This window comes from Nocardiopsis sp. NPDC055551, assembly GCF_053619415.1.
This window is the reverse complement of the sequence record NZ_JBSHJJ010000007.1, coordinates 1-12,999: the sequence shown is the minus strand read 5'-3', so window position 1 is coordinate 12,999 and position 12,999 is coordinate 1. Positions and strand designations below refer to the sequence as shown.

The window sequence follows — 12,999 nt, the reverse complement described above, 5'->3', positions numbered from 1 at the left end:
CGTATCCGTGGTATTCAGGTGCGTCGCGTACAGGTCGGGTTTGACGAAGACCTCGAGCCGCTCGACCGTGGCCGGCGATCCCCATGCCTCCATCGCCCCTGCATCAGGCCCAGGCGCAGGGGCACACCACGTCAGGCCGGGCCGTGGCAAGCTCAAGGAACGGACAGTGGTGCACCCCGAGCCGCTCGGCGATCTCGGTGATCTCCAACGGTCGGTTCGCGCTACGCAGGAGCCGTAACACCTGCTCCCGGCGTCCTGCCGTGCGTCGGTCCCGTTGGGGCTCCGTGGGCTGGCGCCTCACTGCCCGGCCTGCGGGGGAAGACTCGCCACCAGGGGCGTGTACACCCCGACCACGCCGACCTTGGAGGCGCCACCGGGTGAGTCCAACGGGTCCTTGCGGCCCGGCAGGGGCTGTGTGAAGAACTCTTCGTTATCGACCAGGTAGGCCCCGAACTCCGCGGGCAGGTCGTCCTCGTAGTAGATCGCCTCGACCGGGCACACCGGTTCGCAGGCACCACAGTCCACATACTCGTCGGGGTGGCTGTAGAGCATCCGGTCACCCTCGTAGATGCAGTCGACCGGGCATTCGTCGATGCAGGACCGATCCAGCACGTCCACGCACGGTTGAGCAATCACGTAAGTTATGACCCGATTGTATACAAGTGGTTCTTGTGAAAATCAGGGGAGCTGCGCCGCCGGGTCGGGGCGGAGCAGATGCGGGGGAGTAGTTCGACGACCGAGTCCTCGCCCAACAGACCGGCTTCCACAGGGTGGGGCGGATCCACCCCGCTGGACCCACTCCCGGAAATCGGCGAAGGTCACCGACAGCCTCTGCGCGTGCCTCGGGTCCGGACCGTCCATGGCCTGGGGACGTGCCTGTGGGGTTGGAGTGTGTTGCTGCTGTTACCGCATTCGGCGATCTGCTGACCGGCGCCGACCTGGTCGCCGGCCTCCAGGACCAACGTTCCTCGGCGCAGATGGGCCAGGAGGATATGGGCCGACAGATCGGGTTAGGCGATCACCACGAAATTGTCGATCATGGCCGGTGCGCCCCGCGCCTCCCGGGAGGGTCGGCCCAACACGTAGGGCGCCCGGGCCAGAACGGACCTGTGTGCTTTGTGGTTGTATTCACCGTCGTGCGTCGCCATGACCATGCCGTCGATGGGTTCCAGGACCGGACGGCCGTGGGGCAGGAAACGCTCCGGTGGTTCCGTGGCCAGCACGCTGCGCCAGTCCCTCGCCCGCACCACTGGTTCTGTTCGTCGACCCCGACGAAGTCGATGGCGTAGCGAGAGGCGAAGGCCGCCGTGCCATGGCTGGGCACGCGCCGCATCGGACTGTTGCGGACCGACCACCGTCCGGTGAACGGTAGAGCGAGAACGGTGACCGAGCCCATGTGTGCCCCCTCGACGCAGGTGCCCCTGTCTCGAAGTTATGCGGTCAATAGCCGTGTGACCAGGGGACACAATGCATGTGGCTGAGAGGGCCCGTGGTGCTGTGCAGGGACCGGGCCCGTTCCGGTCGATCCCTGCCGGGCCGCGACTAGTCCGTTTCGTGCCGAGTGTCATGGAGGTTCTGGCGTGTGCCGGGATCGCCTCCCGTCACCTGGGAAGTGGGGGAGCGACCCTGAAGGTCACTCACCCGTGGACACGGGGCATCGCCTCTATTTCGTTCTGGGGCGGACACTGGTTGTGGGGGTGTTCGTTATGTCTGGATCGGGTTGGGTGTACAAGCGGTGCGGGTGCCGTGGTGTGAGGGGTGTGAAGGCTCGGGAGGGCCGGTGCCCCGGGCTGTCTCGGCGGGGGCACGGGAGTTGGTATTTCGCGCTGGAGTTGGACCATCTCCCGGGTGGTCGGCGTCGGGTGCGTCGGGGTGAGGTCGTGGGGTTGCGCTGGCCCGATATCGATCTGGTGCGGGGGACGATGCGGGTGGAGCGCCAGCTGCAGTCCCATCAGGGCAGGTTGGTGGAGCTGGCTCCCAAGAGCGCGACGAGTCGGCGGATGCTGTCGGTGGACCACACCACCTTGGGGGTGTTGCGCCGCCACCAGTGGCACCGACAGCAGGAAGCGCGGGGGCAGGGGCGGGTGTGGGATTCGCGGGGGTTCGTGTTCACCGCCCTGCGGGGCGGCGCGCTGGCTCCGGAGCGGTTGTCACGCCTGTTTCGGAAGCTGAACATCTCCAGTGGGTTGCCGCCGGTGCGGTTGCACGACCTGCGCCATGGAGCGGCGACGTTGGCGTTGGCGGCGGGGGTGGAGCTGAAGGTGGTCCAAGCGATGTTGGGGCACGCGAGCATCGTGTTGACGGCGGACACCTATTCCACGGTGTTGCCGCAGGTGGCGCGGGAAGCGGCGGAGCGCACGGCGTGGCTGGTGCTGCGCGATTCGGGCAGAGCCCATCGGCGAGGAACTGCACGAAGGGTGCGTCGGGGGCCGGCTCCACCTTGGCCCCATCCTGGCCCCATCAGTGGGATCGGACGATGAGGGTGAGGCCGTTGCACCCCGTCTGAACTGGGGTTTTATGGCGCACCCAGCCCGACACAATGCGAACCTCCAGTCTGTGATCGAGGGACCACAGATTGAACTTCTCCCTGCTCACGCCAAGGTCCGCAGGGACGGGTACCACGGTTCGCGGGCTGAGCGTCAGGGCGCGGGGGAGTGAGTGCAATGACTTCTCCCCGTTGGTCCCGCTGGGTCACCATCGCCGCTGTGCTGCTGGTGCTCATCGCTGCGGTGGTGAGCTACAGCCACATGTACGAATTGGCCCTTCGCCATGGCGAGCCGGGGTGGCGCGCGGCTCTGTTTCCACTGTCAGTCGACGGCATGATCGTCGCCTCCTCGATGACGCTGTTGAGCGACGCTCGCAACGGCCGCAAGGGCGGGCTCCTGCCCTGGACTCTGTTGATCATTGGCTCGGGAGCTTCACTGGCAGCGAATGTCGCGGTTGCCGATGCGACGATGTGGTCGCGCATCATCCATGCGTGGCCCTCGTTCGCGTTGATCGGTGCGTATGAGTTGCTCATGCGCGAGTTCCGCACGGCGGCTGAGAGCGTACGCAATGCGAAAGCGGAGCGTACGCGCAGCGAAGACGACTTTCCTTTGCTTCCCGGGGAAAAGTCGCAGACGGAGGAAGCGGGACTGTACGTCGTTCGCGAGCAGGAGACGGGCGTGCTTGACGGTGCCGAAGAGACCCGTCCAACGCCGCCTGAAACCCAAGTCCGCGCATGGCGATGGGTTCTGGATCATCAGAGGGAGCACGGGGCATTGCCTACAGGGGATCAGATCGCAATGACCTTCGAGCACAAACCGCGCTGGGGCAGGTTGGTGAAGCAGCGTGGTCAGCGGGGGCGGCTAGGGGCCGCAGTCTGAGCAGAGGCCGTGCGTCCGACCGGGCTGATTCCTGCGGGAAGTGGGGGTTCGAGTCGGAGGGGGAGATGTCCGATTCTCCTATGGCCCCAAGGTAAGCACGACCTCACCTGAGCGTCGGGTCCGTCTGGTCACCGAGTTCGACCTGTCGGGCGGTGACGGGTGATGGATTCTTCCCGCCGGTCCCGCTGGACCACTATCGTCGCTGTTCTGATGCTGGCCGTGATCGCGGCTGTGGTCTCGTACTCGCACATGTACGAGTTGGCGCTGCGCCATGGAGAGCCCGAGTGGCGCGCGGCCCTGTTCCCGCTGTCGGTGGACGGCATGATCGTCGCCTCCTCCATGACCTTGCTCAGCGACGCCCGTAACGGCCGCAAAGGCGGTTTGCTTCCCTGGACGCTGTTCATCATTGGCTCCGGCGCTTCCCTGGCCGCCAACGTGGCGGTGGCCGACCCCACCATGTGGTCGAGGATCATCCATGCCTGGCCGAGCTTCGCGCTGATCGGTGCGTATGAGCTGCTCATGCGAGCGTTCCGCACGGCAGCGCGGAGCGTACGCAGTGCTGACGCAGCGCGTACGCACATGGGTGATGAACGTCTTCTCCAGGACCATACGGATGCGGAGACTGCTACTGAGGAGTCCCAGGGGGTCGGCACCTGCATGTGGTGCAGGAGCAGGCTGGGGCCTCAGAGAACATCGATCCGGTTGAGGCAGGCACCCATGATCGGCTTCCCCCCTAAGAGCTCATCTCATTTGGAAAGTCTGCGGAAGCAAATCAACGTGCAAGCGATACCGGTGAACGCGAGGAAGTGTTCGGCTTTGCGCTCGTAGCGGCGGTGGAGTCGGCGGCATCCGGCCAGCCAGGCCATGGTGCGCTCGACCTGCCAGCGGTGCCTCCCCAACCGCTTCGAGGATTCCACACCCTTGCGGGCCAGGCGATGGACGATTCCGCGTTCACGCAGCCATCGGCGCAGGTGGTTGTAGTCGTAGCCCTTGTCGCCGTGCAGCTTGGCCGGTTTGCGTCGCCTGCGGCCTCGCCTGGACCTGATGGGCGGTATCGCTCGCACCAGCGGTTGCAGCGCTTGGCTGTCGTGCAGGTTCGCACCCGAGATCGCCATCGAAATCGGAAGCCCGGTCCGATCGGTGATCAAGTGGATCTTCGACCCTTTCTTGCCCCGATCGACAGGATTCGGACCTGTCAGCTCCCCCCTTTGAGAGCACGCATGTTCACCGAGTCGACTGCACACCGCGACCAGTCCAGCTCACCACGGGAACCGAGCTCGACCAGCACCAGGCGGTGCAGCTTCGCCCACACACGGGCCCGGCTCCACTCAGTGAAACGCCGGTGTGCGGTAGGCCCGGAGGGGCCGAATACCGGTGGGAGTTGGGCCCACGTGCAGCCGGTGGTCGCCACGAAGATGATCGCAGCCAAGACCTCGCGGTCCCCGTGTCTGCGCCGCCCACCACCTTGAGGTCGGGTGGGTGCTTCGGGCACCACCCGCTGAAACAGTTCCCACAGTCCGTCCGGCACCAAACGCTCAACCATCGACACCGGTCCAGGTTATCGAGAATCCAAATGAGATGAGCTCTTAGTGGAGGATGGCTTCGCCGGACCAACTTCCAGTACCGGTTCTGGCGTCCGGCATGGGATGGGGACCCGAACGAGCAGGCATGGATGCGGCAGTCACTTGTTGAGGGGATCACGTTCCATGAAGCCGGTCGACACACTCACCGCACGTGGTTGGCTGAAGACGGGATCCCGGAGGTGGCGCGGGCCGCTCGATTGGGGCACAAGCTCCCGGGGATGGCCCAGGTCTATGAACACGTGACCCCCGTGATGCTGAAACAAGTACTCAGAGTGCTCGAAGCGCGGTGGCTAGGGAGCGTCAGCTCCCTGACCGAGGTGGAACGTGATCACCTCTTCGTGATGGCGCCCATACTCGAAGAGCAGTACCGTAAAGACATCAATGATGGGGTCCCTTCGGGGGCCACTCGGGGCTGATCTCCCAAATGTCTCCCATCCGGGAGACCGGCCCTTCAGTAAAAAGAATCAGAGCAACCTTCTGACCTGTGATGATGCCGGTGCGCCAGGCTTACATGTGCTTTGTGGTGTTTATGCCCGTCTGAGTGGGTTCAGCCCGCCAGAGCGGGTTCGGCCCGGCGCGCTCGACCGGCGCCGCCCAGCACGTTGAAGAACACGTTGAGCACCAGCGCGGAGGCGGTGGCGGTGACGATCCCCGAGTGCAGGATCATCGTCGCCCACTCCGGGAACCCGGAGAAGAAGTCGGGCGCGGCGATCGACAGGATCCCGAACCCGAGCGAGACCGCCACGATGACCAGGTTCTGATTGTCCTCGTAGTCCACCTTGCCGAGGGTCTGGATGCCCGCCGCAGCCACCGAGCCGAACAGCACCAGGCCGGCGCCGCCCAGGACGGGGGAGGGGATCATCGCCACGACCCGGCCCAGGATCGGGAACAGGCCCATCGCCACGAGCAGCACCGCTCCGGTGGCCACCACGTAGCGGCTCTTGACCTTGTTCAGCGCGATCAGGCCGATGTTCTGGCTGAACGTGCTGCCGGGGAAGGAGTTGAGCAGCGGGCCCACGACCGCGGTGAGAGCGTCGGCCCGAAGGCCGTCGGCCAGGCGACGGCCGTCGACCTTCGAACCCACGACCGTGCTGACGGCGAGGATGTCCGCCATGCCCTCGGACAGGATGACGACCATCATGATGCACATCGTGATGATCGCGGCGACCTGGAACTCCGGCTGCCCGAAGTGGAAGGGCGTGGGTAGTGAGAAGACCGCGCCCTCGCCCACCGCGGCGAAGTCGACCGCGCCCAGGGCGGCGGCCAACAGGGTGCCCAGCACCAGGCCCAGCAGGATGGAGGCCCTGCCCCACACACCGCGCAGCACCTTGGACAGCACCAGGATGATCAGCAGGGTCGCCCCGCCCAACAGCAGGCCCGTGTCGGTGGGGACGTTGTCCTCGGAGTTGTCGGTGATCCAACCGACCGCCACCGGGATGAGGGACAGGCCGACGACCGTGATCACGCTGCCGGTGACCACCGGCGGGAAGAAGCGGATGAGACTCGCCATCACCGGCGCGATGAGGACGCCGAACAGCCCGGCGACGATGGAGGCGCCGAAGACCGCGGGCAGGCCGTTGGACTCCCCGATCGCGGTCATCGCGGTCACCGGGATGAACGATGCGCCGATGACCAGGGGCATGCGCATGCCGAAGCGCCACACGCCCAGCGTCTGGATGAGCGTCATCAGGCCGCTGACCAGCAAGGCGGCGCTGATGATGAGGCCGCTCTCCACCGGATCCAGACCCACCGCCGCGGCCATGATCAGCGGTGGGGTGATGACCCCGGCGTACAGGGCGAGGATGTGCTGGACGCCGTAGGTGATCATCAGCCGCAGCGGTGGACGTTCGTCCTCGGGGCGCTCGCTGATGGCGGGGTCGGGCTTCATCGTGGTGGGGCCTTCCGGGATCGTGCGGTCTCGTCATGAATCATCGGATGATCCGAACAAGTGCGCAAATTAGGGGTGAACTCTTAGAGGAACACACCAAAGCGTACGGAAGTTGACGAATGACCTTGGGTGATCGAGGGCGGTCGACCCGAACCCCCGAGCCAGACCCCGCATCCGTTCACCCGGCGGCCTTCCCGGGCCATCCCGGGGACGCGAACGGGGCCACGGATCGAACTCCGCGACCCCGCTCCTCCCCGAATCGACGTGACGAAGAACGCCCTCTCGTCACCGACCCGATTCACCCCCAAGCGTCGTCCCCCCGCAGCACCCGAGCCGCCAGGTCGGGGGCCAGCGTTCCGTACCCGGTCGCCGCCCACACGCTCTCCCGCGCCGGTACCGCGTAGTAGGGCACCGCGTCGCGCCCGTTCGATGCCAGGACCGTCACGGGGATCCGGTGCTCCTTCAGGTCGCGTCGGCAGCGCGCACAGGCCCTCACCGTGACCGAACGGTGCGAGGCCGGCGCCCGCCAACGGGCCTTGCCCGTCTCGCCCTCGTGCCGGGGATCGAAGAAGCAGTGCCGCGGCGTGGAGTCGCCCGACAGCGCGGCCTCACAGTGGTCCAGCAACACGCGCGCGCCCACCAGATCCGCCATGTCCTCGGCCGTGTCCAGCACCTTCGCGGCCGCCTCGTAGGCCTCCAGAGCGGTGGTCGCCCGCGCGTGGTTCCCGGAGAACCGGGACACCCGACGGCCGTAAGAGACCAGCGCCGGCTCCAGTTCCCGCCGTGTGGTCTCCTGCTCGGTGGAGTCCACCGTTCCCACTACGGCCTCCGACAACGGCACCACCCGCAGCGGACGACGGGATCGGCGACGCATCCCCCAGACCACCAACGCGAGCAGCGGGAGCGCGGCCAGGCCCCACAAGAGGGCGGTGGCCAGACGCGGGTCGAGCACCGGACCCGCGGAAAGGCGTGCGTGCTCACGCGCCGCCACCCGTTCGTCCCCGAGCATGTCCAAGGCGACATGCAGACGTTCTTCCAGGTCGGCCCGGATCATGTCGGGCCGTTGTTCGAGCACCTCCAGGGTCTGGTCCAGCGCACCCTGGGACACCTCGGCCCGGTTGCCTCCGGAGCGGGTCCCGACCACCGCGGTGCCGGCACCGACCGCCAGGAAGACACCCGGGTCCTCGCCCCGACCGGGCAGTGCGGTGACCATCGACTTCGGGGCCTCGCGCCATGGAGTCACCGCGATGTACACGTTCAGGCCCTCGTCGACGATGCGTTCGCGCAGTTCCCGAGCCTGTTCGTCGGAGAGCACGGCGCCCCTGGAGGGATGCACGTACACCGGGTCCTCGGCCAGGTGTTCGGCGACGGTCGACGGTGACAGTGAAGACTTCGTGTCGGCCATGGCCGCGGCTGCGGGCCACAGCACGAGCAGAACCAGCAGCAGAGCCGGAAGCGTTCGATACACGGGTCAGACTCCGATCAGTGCGCGGGCTCGCGCGAAGGGCTCCTGCTTGGCGAGGGCGACCCGCGCCCAGGGGTCGTCGATGTCGTGGATGGGCAGGAGACCCCGTGCGTGGCGGACGAGCATGGCCTCCTGTCGACGTACACGCGCGTCCAGGCACCTTTCGCAGACTCGCCAGTTACGCCGTCGGTTCTTGAGGTAGAAGGAGTGCGGTCGTGATGCGGGGCCATGCAGCGGATTGACCTGGCAGGGGATGGTCTCGCCTTCATGGGGGGAGACGAGTGCCCGGCGTCCGTGCCGGGCCAGGACCATCCCGCAGACCAGTGCGGTCACCGGAAGCCCCTGGGCGGAGCCGATCAGCCCGGAGGCGTCGTAGGCCTCACGGGCACGGGGAAGCCCCGGATGCCCAGCGGGGGTCGCCTCGAATTCACGGCGTAGGAGCAGTAACTCCCGGGCCAGCCTGCGCCGGATCCGCCACCGGGAGCCACGAGCCGCCACGGTGAACCACTTGCGTGCATGATGTGGCAGGTCGATGGAATCGAACCTCGGTCCGGGTGGTGGTGAGACATTCGTGGCGGACAACCGCAGCAGGACGAACGCGATGATCAGACCGACGATCGCCCCGGGAAGGGACAGGTCCCAGAATCGGGCGGTGTCCGACGCCGTCTCGTAGATCTCTTGGACAGGTGTGGGCGCTGCGTCCGAGGTGAGGGGAGTGGCCTCCACCGGTGTCCTCGGAGACTCCTCCAGCATCGCCAGGACGTTGGAGAGGGTCACCGCGGGGCGGGCACCGGGGCCGAGACCTTCCTCATCGAGAACGGGCGTGATGGGACTGTCGAAGGCGGCCGTGGCCGAACGCCCGTCGGTGGTCACCGCGACGTACACACCGTCGGCGCCGCTCACCTCGTGCAGGGCGTGCAGGAACAGGGTGGGCCGGCCGCCGGTCTCGTCGGTGGGCACGGAGGCGTACATGACCACGTACAACGGGACCTCGCCGTCGAACGCACCGGCCACCTCCGCACTCATGTCGCTTAGTTCCTCTTCGTCGACCGGCCGCATGGGCACCAGATGGCTCAGATAGAGGGGATCACTCCGTAGTGCCTCGGCCACCCGGGTGACCCGGGACAGGTCGGAGATCTCCTCGACACCGCGAGGCCCCTCGATGGAGGTGTCCGCGAGGACCGGTACGCCGGGAAGAAGGAACAGCATGGCCAGGGCGATCGGCCCGGCCAGGAGGCGGGGGAACTTCACGACATGCCCTCCCGACGTCGACGGAGTACCGTCACGCCCGCGACGACGATCAGGGCGACACCCACCATCGTGATCGCCGCACCCACGGTCGAGGGCCAGGTACGGGCGAGCCAACGCTGGGGAACCAGGCCCGGAGCGGCGGCGTCCGGTTCCTGGGTCCCACCCACCAGTTCGACGTATTCGCTCTGGGCCTTGGCGGTGCGCTCCTCCAGGTCCGCGTAGTCCGCGGCGCGCAGCATCCGGTCCAGTTGGTCGCGAGGGTCCTCCGGGTAGGCGCCGGTGTAGGTGGTGTAGATGGCGGCTGCTATGGGGAGACCCGAGTACTTCTCGATCGTCAGGCCCACGTGGTTGGTGTTGGGGGAGAACACCACCAACGACCTTTCACTGTAGAAGGCGACCGCATCGGTCAGCGCGCGCATGTCCTCGTCGGTGGGATGGGCGACGACCAAGACGTCGAGGTCCACCTCCGCCTCGTCCACCCGCGCGCGCAGGTCCTCCGAGACTTCGGACCGGTCCATGTACCCGGCGAGTTCCTCGCTGACGAACACACCGTCGTGATGATCCAGCATGCGGGCGTAGAAGGTGGGGGAGGCCTCGGAGGAGTAGGCGTGGCCGGGGGAAACAGGCGCCATGACCACCACTGCGACCAGGGAGAGCAGCAGGGTCAGGGCGCGCGTCATGCCTGGGGGATGGCGCATGCGGTGCCTTCTTCGGAATCTTCGGTTGTCGAGTCCGAATTATGCCGGTTCTACCGGGCGCGCTCCACTCGGCCCTCGTCCCACACCGGTTTCTCGGCCTCGTAGACCCTCCCGTCCGCGCCGAACACCACGAACCGATCGAAGCCGCGAGCGAACCAACGGTCGTGCGTGACCGACAGGATCGTGCCCTGGTAGAGCTCCAACGCAGACTCCAACGCCTCGGCCGAGACCACGTCCAGGTTGTCGGTGGGTTCGTCCAACAGCAGCATCGTGGTCCCCGACAACTCCAACAGCAACACCTGGAAGCGCGCCTGCTGGCCACCGGAGAGCGTGTCGAAGGTCTGGTCGGCGCTGAGCGCCAACTCGTACCGGTCCAACGCCCGACCGGCCTCCTCGCGCGGCACCCCGCTCCGGGTGCCCTCGCCGTTGTGCAGAATGTCCAGCAGTGTGCGCCCGGCGAACTCGGGGTGCTCGTGGGTCTGCGCGAACCATCCCGGCCGCACCCGGGCGCCCAGGCGGGCCCGGCCCGAGTGGGCCACGGGTTCGATACGTTCCCGTTCCTCCTCGGGCACCAGCGACGACTCCGGGTCGTCGCCTCCGCCGGCCAGCAGCCGCAGGAAGTGCGACTTGCCCGACCCGTTGGAACCCAACACCGCCACCCGGTCCCCGTACCAGACCTCCAGGTCGAAGGGGCGCATCAGCCCCGTCAGCTCCAGGCCCTCGCACACCAGCGCCCGCTTACCGGTGCGGCCGCCGCGCAACCGCATCCGCAGGTTCTGCTCCCGAGGTTGCTGCTGGGGCGGGCCCGCCTCCTCGAACCGGCGCAGCCTGGTCTGCGCCGACTGGTACCGGGAGGCCATGTCCGAGTTGTAGGCGGCCTTCTGCTTGTACATCGACACCAGGCTCTTGAGCTTGCCGTGCTCCTCGTCCCAACGACGCCGCAGCTCCTCCAACCGGGCGAAGCGTTCCCGTCTGGCCTCGTGGTAGGTCTCGAACGATCCACCGTGCACCCACACACTGTTGCCCGCGGCGCCCAGCTCCACCGTGACGATTCGATCCGGGACCCGGCTGAGGAGTTCCCGGTCGTGCGAGACGAACAGGACGGTCTTCGGTGAGGCGCGCAGGGCCTCCTCCAACCAGCGCTTGCCCGGAACATCCAGGTAGTTGTCCGGCTCGTCCAACAACAGCACCGGCGCCGGACCACGAAGCAACGCCTCGATGACCAGGCGTTTCTGTTCGCCCCCGGAGAGGGTGCGCACCTCACGCCAACGGCACTCGGTGTAGGGAACGCCAAGGGCCGCCACACAGCACTGGTCCCACACCACCTCGGCCTCGTACCCGCCGGCGTCGCCGTAACGCGCGATCGCCTCGGCGTAGCGCATCTGGGTCTTCTCGTCCTCGGAGAGCATCATGGCCTCCTCGGCCCGCTCCAGGTCCGCGTGGGCTCGTCGAACCGACGCGGGGGAGACCGACACCAGGAGCTCGTGCACGGTGGTGGCGTCCCGTACGTGCCCCACGAACTGCGGCATCACACCGAGCTCACCGTCCAACGTCACCGCGCCCGACTGCGGTACGACCTCACCACGCACCAGCCGCAGCAGGGTGCTCTTGCCGGCCCCGTTCGCGCCGACCAGGGCGGTCTTGGAGCCCTCGCCGACCCGGAACGAGACCTCGTCCAGCAGCACCCGCCCGTCGGGCAGGGTGTGCGAGACCTGGTTGACGTCGACGTAACCCACGAATTCCCCTTCACCGTTACAACGCGCCCGCTCGCGTCGCCACCGCAGGCTTCCACGCGATCACGGTCCGAAGCAAAGGGTTTTCCCTGGTGGCGGGGGAGGCCCAGAACCTTAAGCCTTCCTTAGCCCACTCCTAAGATCCGATGAAACCCGATGTGCTCGGGCATCCCGCAGACCTAGCTTCGTCCCACCGGGAAGTTCACGAGGAAGGTGGCGGGATGACGCTCACACAGGGTGCGGCCGAACTCGAAACGATGCCGGAGATCCATCGCGACCTCGAACCGGGGGAGCGGCCGGTCTCGATCGAGCGCATGTCCATGCTGTCGAACCGCTCGTCCGTGGCCCTGCTCGGGCCGGACGCTCGGTTGCTGTGGTTCTGCCATCCCGAACCCGATTCCAACGCCCTGTTCGCCGAACTCCTCGGCGGACCCGAAGCCGGGGTGTTCGCCATCGGCCCCGCGCACGGGCGCATGCCCCTGGGGCAGCGCTATGTGCCCGACACCATGACCGTGCGCACCCGCTGGTCGCGGCTGGAGGTCACCGACTACCTCGCCCAGGACACCGAACCCGGCCGCACCGACCTCATCCGCGTGGTCGAAGGCTCCACCCCCATCGCCGTGGAGTTCGCGCCGCGTCCCGACTTCGGCCGAGCCCCGGTCCGTATCGTCGTCGAGGACGACGGACTGCGCGTCCACGGCACCGACGAACCCCTGGTGCTGCGCGCTCCCGGCGTCGAATGGCGAATCGAGCGCGAAGGCGGCCAGGACACGGCCCGGGCCACCATCCACCCCGTGCCGGGGGAGCCGATCGTGTTCGAGTTGCGCTGCGGATCGGATCTGCTCACCTGGCACCCCACCCCCGAACCCGAACGTCGGGCCCACACGGAGAAGGAGTGGACCAGATGGGTCCATGAACTGTCCCTGCCCGGTACGGAGAGTTCGTTGGCGGCCCGATCGGCGTTGACCCTCCGCGGCCTGTGCACCCCCACCGGCGGGGTCATGGCCGCCGCCACC

The 12,999-nt window shown here is 67.2% G+C and carries 12 protein-coding genes; 4 read left to right on the top strand and 8 right to left on the bottom strand.

The features are described 5' to 3' along the window. Positions 1-297 precede the first annotated feature (297 nt). Both fdxA and ACWGSK_RS13970 read right to left on the bottom strand, forming a co-directional pair. Positions 298-645: a ferredoxin gene (gene fdxA / locus ACWGSK_RS13975; RefSeq protein ID WP_452456075.1), complete on the bottom strand. Its 348-nt coding sequence runs from the start codon at positions 643-645 to the stop codon at positions 298-300. 365 nt (positions 646-1,010) lie between these two features. Next, positions 1,011-1,247 (bottom strand): hypothetical protein, encoded by a 237-nt coding sequence (locus tag ACWGSK_RS13970; RefSeq protein ID WP_452455973.1) that lies wholly within the window; start codon positions 1,245-1,247, stop codon positions 1,011-1,013. A 633-nt stretch (positions 1,248-1,880) separates the two neighbouring features. On the opposite strand from ACWGSK_RS13970, the gene ACWGSK_RS13965 reads away from it, so the two are divergent. From ACWGSK_RS13965 to ACWGSK_RS13955, 3 genes are all read left to right on the top strand, one after another. Continuing rightward, positions 1,881-2,480 carry a tyrosine-type recombinase/integrase gene (locus ACWGSK_RS13965; RefSeq protein WP_358513119.1) on the top strand — a complete coding sequence of 200 codons (600 nt, stop codon included), beginning with the start codon at positions 1,881-1,883 and terminating at the stop codon, positions 2,478-2,480. Between the two features lie 183 nt (positions 2,481-2,663). Further along, positions 2,664-3,365 carry a DUF2637 domain-containing protein gene (locus ACWGSK_RS13960; protein WP_452455972.1) on the top strand — a complete coding sequence of 234 codons (702 nt, stop codon included), beginning with the start codon at positions 2,664-2,666 and terminating at the stop codon, positions 3,363-3,365. 162 nt (positions 3,366-3,527) lie between these two features. Then, positions 3,528-4,193 (top strand): DUF2637 domain-containing protein, encoded by a 666-nt coding sequence (locus tag ACWGSK_RS13955; RefSeq protein ID WP_452455971.1) that lies wholly within the window; start codon positions 3,528-3,530, stop codon positions 4,191-4,193. Here ACWGSK_RS13955 and ACWGSK_RS13950 read toward each other — a convergent pair. The 6 genes from ACWGSK_RS13950 to ACWGSK_RS13925 form a co-directional block, all read right to left on the bottom strand. After that, positions 4,112-4,908, bottom strand: a protein-coding gene (locus ACWGSK_RS13950; protein ID WP_452456074.1) for an IS5 family transposase whose coding sequence is annotated in 2 segments (ribosomal slippage) — positions 4,112-4,566 and positions 4,566-4,908 — 798 coding nt in all. Because the reading frame shifts where the segments join, the coding sequence is not laid out codon by codon here. The genes ACWGSK_RS13955 and ACWGSK_RS13950 overlap by 82 nt on opposite strands. 587 nt (positions 4,909-5,495) lie before the next feature. After that, positions 5,496-6,836 (bottom strand): nucleobase:cation symporter-2 family protein, encoded by a 1,341-nt coding sequence (locus ACWGSK_RS13945; protein ID WP_452455970.1) that lies wholly within the window; start codon positions 6,834-6,836, stop codon positions 5,496-5,498. A 298-nt stretch (positions 6,837-7,134) separates the two neighbouring features. Then, a complete protein-coding gene (locus ACWGSK_RS13940) occupies positions 7,135-8,304 on the bottom strand; it encodes a hypothetical protein (RefSeq protein ID WP_452455969.1) in 1,170 nt (389 codons plus the stop codon). A 3-nt stretch (positions 8,305-8,307) separates the two neighbouring features. Then, a complete protein-coding gene (locus ACWGSK_RS13935) occupies positions 8,308-9,552 on the bottom strand; it encodes a hypothetical protein (RefSeq protein WP_452455968.1) in 1,245 nt (414 codons plus the stop codon). Continuing rightward, complete coding sequence (locus ACWGSK_RS13930; protein ID WP_452455967.1) at positions 9,549-10,250, bottom strand: hypothetical protein; 702 nt, start codon at positions 10,248-10,250, stop codon at positions 9,549-9,551. The genes ACWGSK_RS13935 and ACWGSK_RS13930 overlap by 4 nt, the downstream gene beginning before the upstream one ends. 50 nt (positions 10,251-10,300) lie before the next feature. After that, complete coding sequence (locus ACWGSK_RS13925) at positions 10,301-11,986, bottom strand: ABC-F family ATP-binding cassette domain-containing protein (RefSeq protein ID WP_358516016.1); 1,686 nt, start codon at positions 11,984-11,986, stop codon at positions 10,301-10,303. A gap of 218 nt (positions 11,987-12,204) precedes the next feature. Between ACWGSK_RS13925 and ACWGSK_RS13920 the strand changes: the two genes are divergently transcribed. Next, positions 12,205-12,999, top strand: a 795-nt coding sequence (locus tag ACWGSK_RS13920) for a trehalase-like domain-containing protein (protein WP_452455966.1), incomplete at its 3' end; no start/stop codon positions are given.